Source organism: Streptomyces sp. HD, assembly GCF_028369295.1.
Classification (GTDB): Bacteria; Actinomycetota; Actinomycetes; order Streptomycetales; family Streptomycetaceae; genus Streptomyces.
The window spans coordinates 53,026-69,896 of the sequence record NZ_JAQMYP010000020.1 but is presented as its reverse complement, the minus strand read 5'-3'; the positions used below and the strand labels follow the sequence as shown (position 1 = coordinate 69,896).

Annotated in this window: 16 protein-coding genes; 9 read left to right on the top strand and 7 right to left on the bottom strand. The window is 71.0% G+C overall.

Annotated elements, in window-relative coordinates; genetic code table 11:
• Positions 1-86: 86 nt before the first annotated feature.
• Positions 87-2,618 (bottom strand): XRE family transcriptional regulator, encoded by a 2,532-nt coding sequence (locus tag POF73_RS20530; RefSeq protein ID WP_272117447.1) that lies wholly within the window; start codon positions 2,616-2,618, stop codon positions 87-89.
• A 199-nt stretch (positions 2,619-2,817) separates the two neighbouring features.
• Here POF73_RS20530 and POF73_RS20525 point away from each other — a divergent pair, with 199 nt between their 5' ends.
• The 7 genes from POF73_RS20525 to POF73_RS20495 all read left to right on the top strand — a co-directional run bounded on the left by POF73_RS20525 (position 2,818) and on the right by POF73_RS20495 (position 7,920).
• Positions 2,818-4,101: a BTAD domain-containing putative transcriptional regulator gene (locus tag POF73_RS20525; protein ID WP_272117445.1), complete on the top strand. Its 1,284-nt coding sequence runs from the start codon at positions 2,818-2,820 to the stop codon at positions 4,099-4,101.
• Positions 4,098-4,964, top strand: a complete 867-nt coding sequence (locus tag POF73_RS20520) for a DUF6585 family protein (protein ID WP_272117443.1) — start codon at positions 4,098-4,100, stop codon at positions 4,962-4,964. The genes POF73_RS20525 and POF73_RS20520 overlap by 4 nt, the downstream gene beginning before the upstream one ends.
• A 207-nt stretch (positions 4,965-5,171) precedes the next feature.
• Positions 5,172-5,399 carry a hypothetical protein gene (locus tag POF73_RS20515; RefSeq protein ID WP_272117441.1) on the top strand — a complete coding sequence of 76 codons (228 nt, stop codon included), beginning with the start codon at positions 5,172-5,174 and terminating at the stop codon, positions 5,397-5,399.
• Between the two features lie 16 nt (positions 5,400-5,415).
• Positions 5,416-5,946, top strand: a complete 531-nt coding sequence (locus tag POF73_RS20510; protein ID WP_272117439.1) for a hypothetical protein — start codon at positions 5,416-5,418, stop codon at positions 5,944-5,946.
• 242 nt (positions 5,947-6,188) lie between these two features.
• The gene (locus tag POF73_RS20505; RefSeq protein WP_272117436.1) at positions 6,189-7,046 is read left to right on the top strand and encodes an LLM class flavin-dependent oxidoreductase; all 858 of its coding nucleotides are present in this window, start codon (positions 6,189-6,191) and stop codon (positions 7,044-7,046) included.
• A 22-nt stretch (positions 7,047-7,068) separates the two neighbouring features.
• Positions 7,069-7,536, top strand: a complete 468-nt coding sequence (locus POF73_RS20500) for a hypothetical protein (RefSeq protein WP_272117435.1) — start codon at positions 7,069-7,071, stop codon at positions 7,534-7,536.
• Positions 7,537-7,617: 81 nt separating this feature from the next.
• On the top strand, positions 7,618-7,920 hold the full coding sequence (locus POF73_RS20495; RefSeq protein WP_272117433.1) for a hypothetical protein: 303 nt from the start codon (positions 7,618-7,620) through the stop codon (positions 7,918-7,920).
• Here POF73_RS20495 and POF73_RS20490 read toward each other — a convergent pair whose 3' ends face one another.
• Positions 7,921-8,280, bottom strand: coding sequence for a VOC family protein (locus POF73_RS20490; protein ID WP_272117431.1), 360 nt, complete (start codon positions 8,278-8,280; stop codon positions 7,921-7,923).
• Positions 8,281-8,429: 149 nt separating this feature from the next.
• Here POF73_RS20490 and POF73_RS20485 point away from each other — a divergent pair, with 149 nt between their 5' ends.
• Positions 8,430-9,851: an alginate lyase family protein gene (locus tag POF73_RS20485; protein WP_443049574.1), complete on the top strand. Its 1,422-nt coding sequence runs from the start codon at positions 8,430-8,432 to the stop codon at positions 9,849-9,851.
• Between the two features lie 347 nt (positions 9,852-10,198).
• Here POF73_RS20485 and POF73_RS20480 read toward each other — a convergent pair whose 3' ends face one another.
• Positions 10,199-11,599, bottom strand: coding sequence for a DUF445 domain-containing protein (locus POF73_RS20480; protein ID WP_272117426.1), 1,401 nt, complete (start codon positions 11,597-11,599; stop codon positions 10,199-10,201).
• A 198-nt stretch (positions 11,600-11,797) separates the two neighbouring features.
• Here POF73_RS20480 and POF73_RS20475 point away from each other — a divergent pair, with 198 nt between their 5' ends.
• On the top strand, positions 11,798-13,135 hold the full coding sequence (locus tag POF73_RS20475) for an SGNH/GDSL hydrolase family protein (RefSeq protein ID WP_272117424.1): 1,338 nt from the start codon (positions 11,798-11,800) through the stop codon (positions 13,133-13,135).
• A gap of 90 nt (positions 13,136-13,225) precedes the next feature.
• Here POF73_RS20475 and POF73_RS20470 read toward each other — a convergent pair whose 3' ends face one another.
• The 4 genes from POF73_RS20470 to POF73_RS20455 are packed head-to-tail and all read right to left on the bottom strand — an operon-like array spanning position 13,226 to position 16,719.
• Entirely contained in the window at positions 13,226-14,050 is an 825-nt protein-coding gene (locus tag POF73_RS20470; protein ID WP_272117423.1) for a DUF1707 SHOCT-like domain-containing protein, read from the bottom strand.
• Between the two features lie 33 nt (positions 14,051-14,083).
• On the bottom strand, positions 14,084-15,073 hold the full coding sequence (locus tag POF73_RS20465) for an ABC transporter ATP-binding protein (protein WP_443049568.1): 990 nt from the start codon (positions 15,071-15,073) through the stop codon (positions 14,084-14,086).
• Positions 15,074-15,104: 31 nt separating this feature from the next.
• Entirely contained in the window at positions 15,105-15,926 is an 822-nt protein-coding gene (locus POF73_RS20460; protein WP_272117421.1) for an ABC transporter permease, read from the bottom strand.
• Positions 15,919-16,719, bottom strand: a complete 801-nt coding sequence (locus POF73_RS20455; protein ID WP_272117609.1) for an ABC transporter permease — start codon at positions 16,717-16,719, stop codon at positions 15,919-15,921. Before POF73_RS20455 ends, POF73_RS20460 begins: the two co-directional genes overlap by 8 nt.
• Positions 16,720-16,871 lie beyond the last annotated feature (152 nt).

The window sequence follows — 16,871 nt, the reverse complement described above, 5'->3', positions numbered from 1 at the left end:
CTGGGTCCATGTTTCGGTGCACGCCTTGGTCCATGTCTCGGTCCACGTTCTGGTGCACGTGCTGACTGGTGCTGTGGCGCGAGACGCTAGGGAGGGACGATGAAATCGTCGTGAAGGGCGGAGCGGCGACGGCTCCTGGCCAAGTGGTGCCGGGAGAGCTGCTGTTGGGCCAGGTGGTGCTGGGCGAGATGGTGTTGCAGCCGGGCGTGCCGGAACTGGTAGACCGCTCCGGCCTGGCGCAGCACGCCGCGCTGGTAGGCGTCGTCCAGGAACGTGACCAGGGCCCAGGGCAGACGTCCCGTCAGCGGGAGCCAGATGCGGGCGAGGACGAGCCACTGGCCCCAGGCGGTCAGGGTGAGGGCGTAGCCGAGGGCGGCGCCGAGACCGCTGATGAGGCCGAGCAGAAGGCCGGCTTCGGGGGTCCATTCCAGTGGGCCCAGCGGTCCCTGCAGGAGGTCGACCGCCACTCCGATGCCGACTCCGACCGAGGCCCCGAAGGTGGGGGCCCACACCAGTAGTTGGGTGGTCACGGTACGCCGGTCGGTGGTCAGCAGGGTGCGTGGGTTGACGGCCGATTCGAGGTCGAGGGGGGTTTCGAGGAGGCCGAGGAGACAGAACGCCAGCCCGGTGCCGGCGCCGAAGACCAGGCCGTAGATGAGCCCGTCGCCGAACGCGATGTGCAGCATCGCCGAGGTGTCGACCCGCCAGCCGTACGACTTCACCAGGCCGACCACGAACCCGTAGGCGAATCCGAACATCGCCCCGCCGAGCGTGCCGATCACCAGCCGGGGGCCGGCCTTCCACGAGGTGTTCTCGGGTCTGCCGCGGATCTGCAGGCGTACGGCGGACGGGGTGACGTGTTTGCCCTTGGCCGTGTACGTCAGCCAGTGCACGAGCCCGAACATGAGCCCGGCGAGGGGCCCTACGACGGCCGCGTCCACGAGAGGCCCGATGAACTCGCGCCGGATGGTGGCGCTGACGGCACCGTCGACGAGGCCGATGGCGAGTCCCGTCACCAGGGCGGTGACGAGGGTGCGGGTGGAACCGCGCAGTCCGTTGCCGAAGCGCCACCAGGCGAGGTCGGGGGTCTTCTGCCGGGTCAGGTGGTGGGCGAGATAGCCGAGCCAGCGGCGGGCGCGGTCCGGGTCGCAGTCACGCGGAGGGTCCTGGGGGCGGTGGCGGTAGACGGTGGGGATGAAGTTGTCGAGGAGGTGGTCCTCCAACTCCTGTGGAGTACCGAAGAGTTCGGGCTTGAGGAGGTCGGCGGGGTCGCGGTCGGGGGTGTCGCTGTAGATGGTGCGGGCCAGCGACACCATCAGGGGGGTCGTGAGGACCGTGGCGAGAGGGGACGCCGGCCCGTCGACCGCCGCCGCCGCGCGCTCCGACCCGTCCGCCGCCCGGTCGGCCGGTCCGTCCTCCAGCCCGTCGGCCGGTGGCTCCGCGGGTTGCTTCCGCAGCTCCCTCAGTACGGGGTCCCACGCGCCCTCGTCCGGGTTCGCCCGGTTGGTCTTGCGGGTGGTGCGGGGCAGGTAGGCGTCCAGGTCGTCGAGGGTGAGGTCGGTGAGTTCGATCGCTGCGGCAGCGGTCAGTACGTCGGTCTCGGCGACCGCGGCGGCGTATTCACCGGGTCGGCTGGTGAGCAGGAGGGGCAGGATGGTGGCGTTGAGCGCCTCCAGTGCGGGGCGGCGCAGCCGTTCGGCGATCTCGTCGAAGCCGTCCAGGACCGGGAGCACCCGGCCGGAGTCGACCAGCGCGGCGGCCAGGCTCGCCCTGCCGGGGCCGCGGGCGGACGCGGCCGTACCGGGGTGGTCGCGCATCAACTGTTCGGTGAGCCAGTCGCGCAGGGTGACGGTGGTGGGGTTCCAGGCGCCGACGCTGAAGATCACCGGGACGGGTTCGTCGGGGGTGCGGGTCTTCAGGTGGTCGAGGACGAAGCGCAGGGTCAGGATCGTCTTCCCGGAACCGGACCTGCCGAGTACGACGAGCCGTCCGGAGGGGATGTCCCGGTAGGTGTCGGCGATGTGCTCCAGCCGCCCGCTCAGGTCCAGGGCGTCGTTCGCGGCTCCCGGGGGGAGGCGGCGGATGTTGGCCCAGTGGTCGACGAGTTTCGGGGCCGCGTTCTGCCAGCGGACGGGAAGCGGGTACGGGTCCTGGATCTGCCGCTGCTCCTCCTCACGCTGCCAGCGGGCGGCGACCGCCTTCGCGAGTTGACCGGTGGCGTCGGACAGGGGGTCGGGGGACGGGGGCTTCGACTTCGGATCCGGCTCCGGCTCCGTCGGATCCGGTTCTTCCGCAGCCGATCCCTCCGGAGCCGCCCCCTCCGCAGCAAGGGCTTCCGGACCCGGCGCGTCCGTGTCGGGGGTGTGGGGGTTCTCCGGGGAGCCGCCGCCCGGGGTGCCGGGAACGGCGGCGCGTATTAACTCATCGCGGTCCGCGGGATTCAGGGCGAGCGCGTCGGCCAGTTGCTGCACCGTGGCCATGCGCGGGTTGGAGCGCTTGCCGGTCTCCAGGCCGCGGATGGTGCTCACGCTTACGCCGGAACGCCGCTCCAACTCGTCCTGGGTCATGCCCTCCCGGACGCGCAGCCGCCGCAGGACCGTGCCGAACTCACTGACCACCAGCCACGGCCCTTCCCCTTCAGCTGTGCCCGCAGTTGTCGTCTTTCCGCAGGTGAGGACAGTAGCCCGGGCACCGGTCACATATGACCTCTTCAATGCCCTGTCCACGTTTCCTCCACGTCGGCCAACTTCGATGACATCGAGGTGATCGACCGGGACGACGGCTGCGTCGACCGGTCCGGAGAACGGGGAACCACCCATGTCGACGACGACCGCGACCGCGACCCAGGGATGCCGGGCACGCCAGGGCGCCACCGCCCTCACCCCACAGGAACGCCAGGTGCTCTACGCACTCGGCTGCGGCCTGGAGGACGCCGAGATCGCCGCGGAGCTCGCGCTGCCCGAGCATGTGGTGGCGGGACAACTGGGGCGCATCCTGCTGAAGCTGGGGCTGCGCGACCGGGCCGCCGCCATCGTGCACGCCTTCGACTGCGGTCTGGTCGTACCGGGACAGGGACCGCGCGGACAGGCGGCACCACCGGGCACCGCGCCCCGGGCACGAACCGGCCCCTACTCCACCGCGAAGCTCCAGGTCTGTCTGCTCGGCCCGTTGCGGACGTGGCTCGCCGGGCAGCCGGTGGACGTCGGTCCGGTACGGCAGCAGGCCGTGCTCGCGGCGCTGGCGCTGAGCCCGGAACGGTCGGTCAGCCGACAGGAACTCCTGGACGGCGTATGGGGGATGGAGTCGCCCGGCGGAAACGTCGTACCGGTCTATGTGTACCGGCTCCGCAAGGGCCTGCGGCTCGGGGAGTGCCCGGACTCGGTGATCCGGCGTGACCGGTACGGCTACCGGCTGGTGCCCGGCGTGGTCGAGGTGGACGTGACCTGCATGGAGGGCCTGGTCACCGCGGCCGGGGCCGCCGAGCGGGCCGGTGATCTGGCGGAGGCGGTGCGGCTGTGTTCCCGGGCGCTGGAGCTGTTCCGGGGCGAGCCGCTGACCGGACTGCCGGGGCCGTTGGCCGAGTTGGAGCGGCTGCGGCTGGTGGAGCGCCGGGTGGCGTTGGCGCAGCGGAAGGCGGAGTGGCAGCTGAGCCTCGGACGGGTCGCCGACGCGATCGCCGGCCTGTCCGCGCTGGCTCTGGACCAGCCGCTGAACGAACCGGTCGCCGCACTGCTGATGCACGCGCTGCAGCGGGCCGGGCGCCGGGCCGAGGCACTGGCCGTGTTCGACCGCACGGCCACGCGACTCGCCGACGAGCTGGAGGTGGCGCCGGGTGTCCTGCTGCGCCGGGCGCGGTGGTCGGTTCTTCGGGGGGACGACGGGGATCGAGGGCAGGGGCAGACGCACCGTCAGGGCCAGGGGCAGACGCATGGCCAGGGTCAGGGTCAGGGGCAGGGGCAGACGCGTGGCCAAGGTCAGGGGCAGACGCGTGGCCAAGGTCGCGGGCAGGGGCAGGGTCGGGGACACGGTCAAGGTCGGGATCACGGCCGTGGCCATGGCCACGGTCAGGGTCAGGGTCAGGGTCGGGCGGGTGCGGCGTGAACGAGGGGACTGCCCGGGACCGGGCTGCTGACCACGGGGATGACCGTGCCGGTGACGGCGCCGATGGCCGTAACGGCACCCACGCCGATGCCCGAGCCAACGAGTTGCTGCTGGCCAGGGTCTCCGAGGCCGCGGGCCGGGCCAGGCTCGGCAGGCGGCGCGCCACCTATCGGGCGCCGGTCGCCGAAGCGGGGATATGGCGGGCCGGAGTCGCAGGGACGCGGCGGGCCGGAGCCGCAGGGGTGTTGCGGGCGGCTGTCGACGGGGTGTTGCGGGCCGCTGTTGACGGGGTGTCGCGGGCCGCTGCCGCGGGGGTCGCGCGTCGGCTGCTGCGGGCGGGCGGTGGCAGAGGGGCGAAGGGAGGCGCGCGGCTGGACCTCTACGAGTACGGCCTGACGGCCACCATCGAGCACCGCATCCATGTCGTCCGCTACGACACCACGGTGGTACGCCGACGCCGGGTGCTGTCCCCGCAGGGCCTCACCCGCGCCCATGTGCTCGTCGACGTCGCCGGTGAGCGGATCGTACTGCGCTCCGGCGACTTCGGCCGGCCGGAGGTGTGGGGGCGCGAGATCCACCGGGCCGTCGCCGAGGCCCAGGTTCCGGAGGCCCTGGACGCGCTGGCCGAAGGGGCGCGGCTCGTCTTCGGTCCCGTGTGGATCACCGGCAAGGAGATCGGCTCACGGGGAACGTCCCTGCGCTGGGCGCAGATCCAGCGGATCGAGATCCTCAACGGCTCCGTCGCGGTCCGCGCCGCCGACCGGTGGCAGGTGTGGGGAACGGTCGCGTCCGGGATCCCGAACCTGTGCGTCCTGCACACCCTCGCCGAGTGCCTGACGGCTGCCGAACAGGACGAGGACTGACGTACCGCCCCTTCTCGCACGGCGATTTCACGCTTTCACGGCGATTTCACGGGCCGTCCCCAACATCCGGATCCGGACGTGCCGGCCACCACACGCAACCCGCCGAGCACAGACACCCACCAGGCACAGGACCCACCAGGCACAGGACCCACCGAGCACACCACCGACCAAGCACAGAACCGACCGAGCACAGAAGGAGATTCCAGCATGGCCGACAGCTACCGGTACCGATGCGGCGAGTGCGGGCACCGTACCGCCTGGGGCAGCGAATCCCAGGGCGAGCAGTCGATGGAGACCCACTACGCCCGAAGCCACCCGCACATCGCCCCCGGCGGAATGGTCGAGTTCCGCAAGGGGTCCTCCGGGGGCGGCTCCGGATGCCTGATCGCCGTGGGGATCGTGGTCCTGCTGCTGATCCTCGCTTCCCGGCGCTGACGAGACGGAGGATCACATGGCAACGCTGGACTACCGGACATCGGCACTGATCAACAAGGCCAGGGACGAGCGCGAACGGCGGCGAAGCGGACGGAGCCGGATGTCCGCGCTGATCGCTTCGGCGGTGGTGGGCGGGATCGGGCTGCTGCTGGCCCTGACGGTCGGCGGAGACCCGAAAGAGCCGCCCGCCTGCGACGACCAGACCATGACGCGCGGCGACACGTGCGTCATCTCTTCGCGCGGCGGCAGTGGTTCCTACTCGTACGAGGAGATGATCGACCGACGCGAGTCGAGCGACGCCGTGTGGCGTGGGATCGGGGTCGGCCTCGCCGGGATCTGCCCGGTGCTGCTGGTCATCGCGATGGTAGGTCTGGATCCGTCCACGCCCTGGGGCGCCCCGGTCGCCGGGCCGTGTCCGCGGTGCGGCAAGCCGAACCGCCGGGAGAAAAAGACCACGTACAGCGTGTCCCAGGGCAGGACGACCTCGTACTACACGGGCATCGTCACCCTGTGCGCCTGCGGCTTCGGCGCCGTCAGGCGGCCTTGACGCCGACCTCGTGCAGCGCGAGCGCGACCTCGCCGGCCCTGGTCGGGTGACGGCGTCACCGCTGAAATTCAATTGTCCCGTGAAGTCGACTCGCCCTACAGTGAGCCGACTTCGACGAGACGCTCCCCCGGAAACACGCCGCAGAACGGGAGCGTCCCACCTCACGCAGGCTCATCGAGACCGCCGAGGTGCAGGAGGGGCGGCAGCTGTCCTTGTCGACCCCTCATTCCGGAGGCTCCCTCATGAACGTCGGTACGAACGTGGGCATCGGCCTGCCCATCGGCGACCCCACCGCCCTGCTCACCTGGGCCCGGCGCGCCGACGCCGGGCCCTTCAGCACGCTCGGCCTGCTCGACCGGCTCGTCTACGACAACCCCGAGCCGCTGGTGGCCCTGTCCGTCCTCGCGGGCGCCACCTCCCGTATCCGTGTCCAGACCGAGGTGCTGCTCGCCCCGCTGCGCGACACCGCCCTGCTGGCCAAGCAGGCGGCCACCCTGGACCGGATGACCGACGGTCGCCTGGTCCTCGGTCTGGGCATCGGCGGCCGGGAGGACGACCACCGCGCCACCGGCACCGACCTGCGCACCCGGGGCCGGCGCCTGGACCAGCAGATGGCGACGATGTGCCGCCTGTGGCACGGCGAGCCCTACGGCGACGGCGTCGGCCCGATCGGCCCGGTGCCCGCCCGCCTCGGCGGCCCGGAGCTGCTCTTCGGCGGCTTCAAGCCAGCCGCCCTCGAACGCGTCGCCCGCTGGGGCCACGGCTTCCTCGCCGCGGCGGCACCCTCCTGGGCGGGCGGCCTGTTCGACACGGTCCGCGGCTTCTGGAAGGACCACGGCCGCGACGGCGACCCCCGTCTGGTGGCCCAGGTGAACGTCGCGCTCGGCCCCCAGCACGTGCTCGACGACGCCCGCGCCCGGATGCACGCGTACTACGCCTTCACCGGCACACCCGACCGCATGACCGCCGGCCTGCTCACCACCCCGGCCGAGATCCGCTCCGCCCTCACCGCCTTCGCCGACCTGGGCGCCGACGAGGTCATGCTCTACTGCTACGGCCTCGACCCGGACCAGGTGGACCGCCTGGCCGACATCGTGTGACGCCCACCGGCCCGGAGGTCACGTGTTACTGGTGCTCCTGCTCCTCGTCGTGATCGCGTCCGCAGCCGCCGTCGCTCTCTGCGGCCACGGCGCGGGAACCCTGTCCGACCGGGGTGTATGGCGAGGCAGCGCTCCCGTCGTGCTGCGCTCCCTCGCCGCCCTCGCGGGCGCGGGCGCCTGTGCCCTGTACGCGTGGGGGCTGCTCATCCTGTGCGGCGCGGTCATGACGGCGCAGGACGGCGGCGCAGACTCCAGCCCGCCCCGCCCCTGCCGTACGCCGGGCTATTCGGTCACGTTCGTCCCCCTCGGCTTCGTCTGCGAGACGACCGACGGCGACAGCCACGACAGCTACGACAGCGGTTACGTGCCCGGGTACCTCAACCCGGCCGTCCTCGCCCTCGCCCTCACCGGCGCCGGATGCGCCATCGGCTCGGGCTACGCGTCGGAGCTGCGTACCCGCGCCGGGCTGCGGAAGGGCGGGGCCGGTTAGCCTCGGTGGAACAAGGCTCGACAGAAGTAAATCGATGTAAATCGATGTGCATCGGCGTAATGGGACTGGTTGGAGGCACACATGGCGAGGATCCCCAGCGCGGCGGTCGCGGCGGGCGGGCTCGTCGGCGGCTACGGAGTGGCCCGCTGGACGAAGAAGCGGCAGCTCGGCGGGGCCGTGCTGGCCGTCGCGGGCGCCGCGGCCGCCCAGCAGTGGCGGCAGCGGGCGGGCGGGAAGGCCGCGGGCGCACTGACCGCCGCCTATGTCGCCGCCTTCGCCGGTTCGCATCCGCTGGCCAAGAAGGTGGGCGCCTGGCCCGCCGTGTTCGGGGTCGCAGGGGCGGTCGCCCTGGCGTCCTGGGCGGTGGCGGACCGGCGGGGCTGACTACCGCTGGTGGCTCAGCACATTCACCACCCGCCCGTTCGGGTCCCGTACGAAGAACCGCCGTACCCCCCACTCCTCGTCCCGTAGCTCCCGTACGACCTCCGCCCCCGACGCCACCACCTGCGCGTACACGGCGTCCACGTCCTCGACCTCCACGCTCAGGTCGGGGACGACGGGCGCGGTGCGTTCCTCGGTGAAGAAGCTGATCTGGGCGGTGGGGTTGGACGGCGACGCCATGGTCATCACCCAGCCCATGTGCATGACCTCCTCGAAGCCGAGAAGGCCGTAGAAGTCACGGCTCGTAGCCATCCCCGCCACGGACTCGACCTGGTTGTTGGGCACGACCCTGCGGATGGTCATGGGACACGGCTCCTCATCGGCGTCGAGGTTGTGTGATCGGCGTGCGGGCTTTCTGTTATCCCCCGCAGTCTCCCCCCGTCTCCTCACCGTCCCCAGCCGCAGGCACGCGAGGAATTGACGACGTGACACGACAGATCAGCCGCCGGAGCATGCTCAAGGCCGCGGGCGCGGCAGCCGGAGCCGTCGGTATCGGTACGGCCGTGCTGCCCACCCCCGCCGTCGCGGCCGGCACCTACGCCCACCCCGGCCTCCTGCACAGCGGCGCCGACCTCGGCCGTATGGCCGCGAAGGTGAAGGCCGGCGCCGCTCCCTACACGGCCGGTTTCGCCAAGCTGACCGCCAACCGGCATGCGCAGAGCGGCTGGACGGCCAACCCGCAGGCGACCGTGTACCGGGGAGCCGGCTCGCCGCAGAACTACGGTGTCCTCTACAACGACGTGCACGCCGCCTATCAGAACGCCCTGCGCGGACACGTCAGCGGGGAAGACGCGCATCTCGAATGCGCCGTGGCGATCCTCAACGCCTGGTCGGCCAAGCTGACCGGCCTCGCGGGCAGCGCCGACCGCTTCCTGGCCGCGGGCCTGTACGGCTACCAGATCGCCAACGCCGCCGAGCTGGTCCGCGACCACCCCGACTTCGAGCTCGACCGCTTCCAGGAGATGCTGACCAAGGTCTTCGCGCCTCTCAGCGACGACTTCCTGGCCAACCACAACGGCGCCGTCGTCTCCAACTACTGGACCAACTGGGACCTCACCGCCATGTGCTGCGTCCTGGCCACCGGCATCTTCTGCGACGACAAGGCCCAGGTCACCCGTGCCGTCGAGTACTTCAAGCACGGCGAGGGCCTCGGCTCCATCAGGAACGCCATCCCCGTCGTGCACGACGACGGCCTCGCCGAGTGGCTGGAGGCGGGCCGCGACCAGGGCCACGCCCTGCTCGGCGTCGGCCTGATGGGCACCTTCTGCGAGATGGCCTGGAACCAGGGCATCGACCTGTACGGCTACGACGACAACCGCTTCTTCAAGGGCGCCCAGTACGTGGCCAAGTGGGCCACGGGCGGGGACGTGCCGTTCACCGCCAACACCCGCAGGAAGGGCGCGATCAACGGCTGGTCGGGCTCGGAGACCGTGACCGAGGCCGCACCCGTCGACCCGGCGATGACCCGCCCGATCTGGGCGATGATCGCCAACCACTACACCAAGCGCCGGGACCTCTCGGCGACGTACCTCACCCGGATCGCCGCGAAATCCGCCCCGGAGGGAGGCGGCGGCGACTACGGCCCCAACAGCGGCGGCTACGACCAACTGGGCTTCGGCACCCTGGCGTTCACCCGGGACAGGACCACGGACGGCTCACCCAACCCGACGGCGCCCACCCCACCCGGCACGGGGTCGGACCCCCGCCCCCAGACCGGCACCGCGGCATCCCCCTCCCCCTCCGCCACCGGCGACCTGGCCGCCACCGGCTCCAACGAGATCATCGGCTGGACAGCAGCCACCGGCATCACGGCCCTGGCAGGCGGCATGCTCCTGCTCCGCCGCCGCGACAAGGCCCGCAGCGAGCCCCAGTAGGCGAACACCCGGCACCCCTGATCCCCGGCCCCGGCCCTCCGCCACGAGGAGCGCCGGGACCAGTACACCCGGAGGGAGCACCCCCGCGGCGCCGCAGCCGCGCACGGCGGGAAGGGGACGTGCCGGGGGGTGTCCGCCCGCAGTGGCCGGCGTCAACACGCGGCACCTCCTGGCCCAAGGCGACCGCCGATCCGAGGACGGACACCCCCCGGCGCGGCCCCGACCCACAACCCACCCGCAGGCGCGACGCACGCCCCCACCGAAGAGCAACGGGCCGCCGCAGGATAGACGCGCACCCCCACCACACGCACCCCACCACATCGCATCACGGCCCAACCGCCGGAGGCCTACGCCCCGAGAGCCCGCGACACCGTATAGATCAGCACCCCGGCCAACGACCCCACCACGGTGCCGTTGATCCGAATGAACTGCAGGTCACGCCCGATGTGCGCCTCGATCTTCCGCGTGGTGTGCTCGGGATCCCAGCCGGCCACGGTGTCGGTGATGAGCAAGGTGATCTCCTTGCGATACGTCGTCACGACATGCACAGCCGCATCCTCGACCCACCGATCCACCTTGCCCTGCATCAAGGGCTCCGCAGCCATCCGCGCCCCCAGCGACAGCAACGACGCCCGCACCCGCAACCGCAGCTCACTGCGCTCGTCCTCGGCCGCCGACACGATCATGGCGCGCACCGCGGTCCAGGCGGACGCGATCAGGTCCTGCACCTCACCCCGAGCCAGCACCTCCCCCTTCAGCCGCTCCACCCGCGCCCGCGTCTCGGTATCGGACTGCAGGTCGGAGGCGAAGTCGATGAGGAACCGGTCAAGGGCCCCGCGGGCCGGATGGGACGGCATGTCACGCATCTCGACGCAGAAGCGGACCAGCTCCCGGTAGACCCGCTCACCGACCTTCCGGTCGACGAACTTCGGCGTCCACCCGGGCGCACCCCCCTGCACGGCCCCCATCACGTCGTCCCCGTGCAGCACCAGCCAGTCGTGCGCCTTGGCCACGATCAGATCGACGGCCCGATTATGGCCCCCATCAGCGACGATCCCCTCCAGCATCTTGCCCACCCCGGGCGCGATCTCCCGGGCATCGGCCCGCCGGGTGATCGCCTCCCCGACCACGGCCTGGACATCGGAGTCACGCAGCACGGTCAGCGCACCCCGAAGCGCGGTGGCCAGCTCGGCCGTCACCCGGTCGGCATGCGCCGGCTCCGCCAGCCAGGCCCCCAGCCGGCTGCCGATCCCCACCGCCCGAAGTCTCTGCCGCACGACGTCCTCGGAGAGAAAGTTCTCCCCGACGAACTCCCCCAGCGACACCCCCAGCTGATCCTTCTTGTTGGGAATGATCGCGGTGTGCGGGATGGGAATCCCCAGCGGATGCCGGAACAGAGCCGTGACGGCGAACCAGTCGGCCAGCGCACCGACCATGCCGGCCTCGGCGGCCGCGGCGACATAGCCGGCCCACGCACCGGCGCCCTCGTCGGTCGCCCACTTGGCGAGGACGTAGACCACCGCCACGAACAACAGCAGCCCGGCGGCGGTGAGCTTCATCCGCCGCACCCCACGCTGCTTCTCCTCGTCGGCCGCGCTGAACACCGTCATCGCGCGTACGGCCGATGCGGGGACGCCCCGGTTACCGGCGTCATCCGGCCGGGCATGCTGCTCTACGACACGCGCTCCCGTTTCATCCGGATTCGTACGTTCCATCCGCTCCACCCGTCCAGGATCCCCCGCACCCATTGTCCCTACCTGACCGACTCCTGGAACGAATCAAGAGTTCCCGGCGTCTGTTCGGTGGGGGGAGGTCGATGGCGAACTCCGGATGAACTCCGGCGGCCCAATGGGGGGTCCGTGCAACTCCCTTCCGCCTTGTGACGCATCATGAGGTGATCACATCGGAGCCTCGGGCTCCCATCCGCCCGAGGAGACACGCACCGCATGACCAGGCGTAACGGTTATGCCCTGCTTTCCGCGATGATCGCCCTGATCGTCACGCTTTCCGCCGCCATATACATCGGAGTGGCCTCCGACGACGGCAGCGCCACCAGCAGGAGCGCCCCCACCAAGCAGGGCACCGGCCGCGGCCCCGCCGCCCCCGCCTCCACGGGCATCTGGGTCGGCGCCTGGTCCGCCTCCCCGGTCGGCGCCGAGCGCGGCACCGAGGTCCAGGGCCTGGCGGGCCGTTCGGTCCGCAACGTCGTGCACACGAGCGTGGGCGGTACGAGCGCCCGCATCACGCTGTCCAACCTGTACGGCCAGTCGGCGCTGACGATCACGCACGCGTCCATCGCCGTGGCCGCCGGGACGCAGACCGCGGCGGCCGTCGCGGACACCATGCGGCGACTGACCTTCGGCGGCAACACCACGGTCGTCATCCCGCCCGGCCAGCAGGTGCTCAGCGACGCCGTACGCATGGCGATCCAGGCGGACGCCGACATCCTGGTCACCACGTACTCCCCCACCCCGTCCGGCCCGGTGACCTTCCACCCGCACGCACGCCAGACCAGCTACGTCGCCGACGGCGACGTCACCGAGGACGCGACCGGCGTGGCGTACACGGGGCGGGTCGGGTCCTGGCGGTACCTGACCGCGCTGGACGTGCTGAGCAACGAGTCCAACGGCACCGTCGTGGTCTTCGGCGACTCGCTGACCGACGGCATCACGTCCACCGAGAACGCCAACCGCCGCTGGACGGACGTCCTGTCGCGCCGGCTGCGCACGGCGACCGCGGCCGGTGCGGACCTGCCGCGCTACAGCGTCGTCAACCAGGGCATCAGCGGCAACCAGATCCTCGCCAGCGGCTCCGGGCGCCCCGCGGACAACCAGGCCGGCATCGGCCGCTTCCACCGCGACGTGCTGTCCCGTACGAACGTCAAGGTCGTCGTCATCGACCTCGGCGTCAACGACATCCTGCGCAACCCGAACCTCGCCGACCCCGACCGCATCCTCGACGGCCTGCGCACCCTGGTCCGCCAGGCCCACGCCCGCGGCATCAAGGTCATCGGCGCGACTTTGATGCCCTTCCAGGGCCACCGCGGCTACACCGACGCCCGCGAGAACGTCCGCCAGCAGATCAACGCCGGCATCCGGGCGGGCCGGGTATTCGACGCGGTGGTCGACTTCGACAAGGCGGTCCGGGACCCGTACAACCCGCGAAAGTTCCGCCCCGACTACGACTCCGGCGACCATCTGCACCCGAGTGACAAGGGCTACGAGCAGATGGGGGAGACCTTCGACCTGGAGGACTTGAAGGGCGCGGCTCCGGCGGAGCTGTAGCCGCGGTACAGCGGGACGACGAGCCACCACACCACCGACGCTCAGGCCTCGTCCCGCTCAGCCCTCGTCCCCCTCAAGCCCTCATCCCCCTCAGCCCTCGTCCCGCTCCCGCCTCCGCCTCTTCTCCCACCGATCCCCCCGCTCGTCATGCACATGGCGCCACATCTCCCGATGCTCGTCGAGCATCCCCAGATGTGCCTCGTACTGCTCCTCCCGGGCCGAGGACCGCAGCTCGCGCCGCTCGGCCCGGCGCTCCAGCTTCTCCCGCCGCCGCTCCTCCCGGAGCTCGTGCTTCTGGGCCCGCGTCAGCTTCCGCTCGACACCGACGCCGCCCCAGAAGGCGAAGCCGGTCACGATCACCCGAGGCCCCCCGGGATCCCCGGGCACCCCTTCCTCCCGGTGATCGAAGCCCCCCATGATCCCGATCCCGCGCACCACCACCTCGACGCCGGGCGGCACGATCACCTCGACGCCGCCCATGATCGCGACGCAGTTGATCTCGATCTCCCGGTCCGCGAAGTCCGCGTCCCGCAGATCGATCTCCCCGCCGCCCCAGAAGGCGAAGCAGTTGAACCGCTTCGGCGCCGTCCACCGCCCCTTGCGCTGGAACCCGGACATCACGGCGACACCCCATGTCGAGGAGCCCTCGCCGCCGACGATCCGCCCGCCCCAACTCCCCTCCGCGGCCCCGGACTTCTTGACCATGTCGACCTTGGGCACGGCCATGTCACCGGCGGGCAGGTCTCGGGTGATGGGCGCCAGGTCACCGTAGGTGCGCGCCTTGTACGTCGCGTCGAGGCGCTCCTCGAACTCCTCCATGTCGAGCCGCCCCTCCGCGAGGGCGTCCCGCAGGATCTCGGCGACCCGCTCGCGATCAGCGTCTGAGGCACGAAGTTCCGGGAGTTCGTCCGTCATGTACAGCAGCCTACGAGCTCTACGGGCCCGGCACTATGTGACGACCTTGCCCGCGTACATCTTGGCGATCACGGCCTCGATGTCCGGCTCCCGCACCGACAGGTCCACCAGCGGATACTCCGCCGCGATCCGCGCCACCAGCACCGCCGCCGACTCGGCCGCCGGGAACGCCAGCCACTGCCGGGGCCCTTCCACCTTGACCACGCGCGCGGGTGCCGCCTCGATCGGCGGGAGTTCGCGCTCCAGGTCGACCACGAGGGTCCGTTCGCTCTCCCCCACCTCGTGCAGCCCGGCGAGCGGACCGTCGTACATGAGCCGTCCGTGGTCGATGACCATCACCCGGGAGCACAACTGCTCGATGTCCTGCAGATCGTGCGTGGTCAGCAGCACCGTCGTGCCACGCTCGGTGTTCACCTCGTGCAGGAACTCGCGGACCTTCGCCTTGGAGATGACGTCGAGCCCGATCGTCGGCTCGTCCAGGTACAGCACGTCGGGGTCGTGCAGCAGTGCCGCCGCGATGTCGCCGCGCATCCGCTGGCCGAGGGAGAGCTGGCGCACGGGGACGTCCAACAGCGCCTCCAGGTCTAGGAGTTCGACCAGCCGGTCGAGGTTCTCGCGGTAACGGCCGTCCGGGATGCGGTACATGCGGTGCATCAGCTTGTACGAGTCGATCAGCGGCAGGTCCCACCACAGCGTCGTGCGCTGCCCGAACACCACCCCGATACGGTGCGCGAGGCGCTTGCGCTCGCGGGAGGGGTCGATGCCGGCGACGCGCAGCCGGCCGCCGCTCGGCGTGAGGATCCCCGTCAGCATCTTGATCGTCGTTGATTTTCCGGCGCCGTTCGGCCCGATGTAGCCGACCATCTCGCCGCGCGCCACGGTGAAGGAGATCGAGTCGACGGCCCGCACCTGCCGCCGCTCCCGCTTGAGGAAGCCGGTCTTGCGGCGCACCTCGAAGACCTTCTCGACACCGTCGAGTTCGATGAACGTGTCTTCCATGAACGTGTCTTCCGTGCCCTCCATCGCCTGCCCCTGACTCCCCGTCAACTCCCGGTCAACTCCCGGTACTGCGATACGACCGAAGCCCGGTCCGCCACGCCAGACCGGCCAACGCACAGCACGCCGCCGCCACCAGCGGGGGCGCGTAGACCGCCCACTGCGGCAGCGCGATCGGGTACGGCCGCCCCAACACATGGGCGGCGGGCACCCAGTTGACGAAGGCGAGCGGCAGGACGAAGGTCACCCCGCGCACCAGGTCCTTGCCGAAGACGGTCGGCGGATACTGCAACAGCGTGGTCCCGCCGTAGGTGAACGCGCTCTGCACCTCGGCGGCGTCCTGCGCGTAGATCTGGAAGGCGGCGCCCGCCACGAACACCGCCGAGAAGATCGCCGCACCGCTGACCACCATCACCGGCAGCAGCAGTACCTTCGCGGCGGTCCAGTCGACGTCGACCGACACCAGCGCCCAGCCCAGCACCAGCGTGCCCTGGACGATCCGGCCGAGGCGGCGCAGCGCGAACCGGTCGGCGCCGACCTGGGCGAGCACCGGCGCGGGCCGTACGAGCAGCGTGTCGAAGGAGCCGTCGCGCATCCGGGCACCCAGGACCTCCATCGAGCCGAGCGCCAGGTCGGCGATCCCGAACGCCGTCACGGACAGCCCGTACAGGAGGGCCACCTCGGGCAGCGACCACCCGCCCAACGTGTCGACCTGCGAGAACATCAGCAGGATCCCGACGAAGTCCATGCCGGTCATCGCCAGGTTGCCGATCAACGTGACGGCGAAGGAGGTGCGGTAGGTCATGCTGGAGCGCACCCACATCCCGGCGATCAGCCGGTAGGCCCGCAGCCCCTCCACGACGGCGCTGCGCTCACCCACCCTGCACCACCACCCGCCGCGTCGCCGCCGACTGCACGAGCCGCCCCGCCGCCAGCAGCACCACCGCCCACGCCGCCTGGAAGGCGAACGCGTTCAGCGGGTCGGTCTCGCCCATCAGCACGTCGGCGGGCATCTGGATCTGCGCCGCCCACGGCAGCAACTGCGCGATGTCGCCGAACCGTCCCGGGAAGGCGTTCAGCGGCAGCACCATGCCGGAGAAGAACACGCCCGTGATCATCAGGAACTGTGCGACGCCCATGCCGTCCATCAGCCAGAACACACTCAGCGCCGCCAGATAGCGGATCGCGAAGCTGACGATCATCGCCAGCAGGAGCGCGACCAGACAGGCCACCCAGGGGGTGACCTCCGTAGGCAGCGCCATCGGGAAGAAAAGCGCGCCGAACGCGAACGGGACCACTCCCCGGCCCAGCATCTGGAACAGCGCGCGCCCCACGTCGCCTGCCAGCCACCAGAGTTGGAGATCGGACGGCCGGTAAAGGTCTACGGCGATCTCCCCGGTGCGGATACGCTCCATCAGGTCCTTTTCCGCACCACCGCCCTGGATGGCCAGCGTCGCGTACAGACACTGTCCGAGCCACACATAGGTGACCGCCTGCGCCTGGTCGTACCCCCCGAGGTGTGGCTTCTCTTCCCAGAGCGCCAGGTACGTGTAGACGAGGATCACGCCGAAGACGGTGTTGGTGAACACCCCGGCCGCCGTGGCCGCCCGATATGTCGCGTATCGTCTGAACCCGCCCACCGCGACGGCTAAGTACAACCGCCCCGATCCCACATCCACAGCCCTCCTCGCCCGCGCACGGCACCGAAGCGCAGGAGCCTAGTGCGCGGACGAGAAGAGCTGCCAGCGGATTTCGGGCGGCGTCCGGCGAGAGAGTCTGCTCACTTTCACGGACGCGCGCCGGTTTCCGGGAACGGAACGACCGG

Coding starts and splice junctions, on each gene's coding strand:
- POF73_RS20525 (WP_272117445.1), top strand. CDS start 2,818: ATGTCGACGACGACCGCGACCGCGACCCAGGGATGCCGGGCACGCCAG.
- POF73_RS20515 (WP_272117441.1), top strand. CDS start 5,172: ATGGCCGACAGCTACCGGTACCGATGCGGCGAGTGCGGGCACCGTACC.
- POF73_RS20510 (WP_272117439.1), top strand. CDS start 5,416: ATGGCAACGCTGGACTACCGGACATCGGCACTGATCAACAAGGCCAGG.
- POF73_RS20505 (WP_272117436.1), top strand. CDS start 6,189: ATGAACGTCGGTACGAACGTGGGCATCGGCCTGCCCATCGGCGACCCC.
- POF73_RS20495 (WP_272117433.1), top strand. CDS start 7,618: ATGGCGAGGATCCCCAGCGCGGCGGTCGCGGCGGGCGGGCTCGTCGGC.
- POF73_RS20490 (WP_272117431.1), bottom strand. CDS start 8,280: ATGACCATCCGCAGGGTCGTGCCCAACAACCAGGTCGAGTCCGTGGCG.
- POF73_RS20485 (WP_443049574.1), top strand. CDS start 8,430: ATGCTCAAGGCCGCGGGCGCGGCAGCCGGAGCCGTCGGTATCGGTACG.
- POF73_RS20480 (WP_272117426.1), bottom strand. CDS start 11,599: ATGGGTGCGGGGGATCCTGGACGGGTGGAGCGGATGGAACGTACGAAT.
- POF73_RS20475 (WP_272117424.1), top strand. CDS start 11,798: ATGACCAGGCGTAACGGTTATGCCCTGCTTTCCGCGATGATCGCCCTG.
- POF73_RS20470 (WP_272117423.1), bottom strand. CDS start 14,050: ATGACGGACGAACTCCCGGAACTTCGTGCCTCAGACGCTGATCGCGAG.
- POF73_RS20465 (WP_443049568.1), bottom strand. CDS start 15,073: ATGGAGGGCACGGAAGACACGTTCATGGAAGACACGTTCATCGAACTC.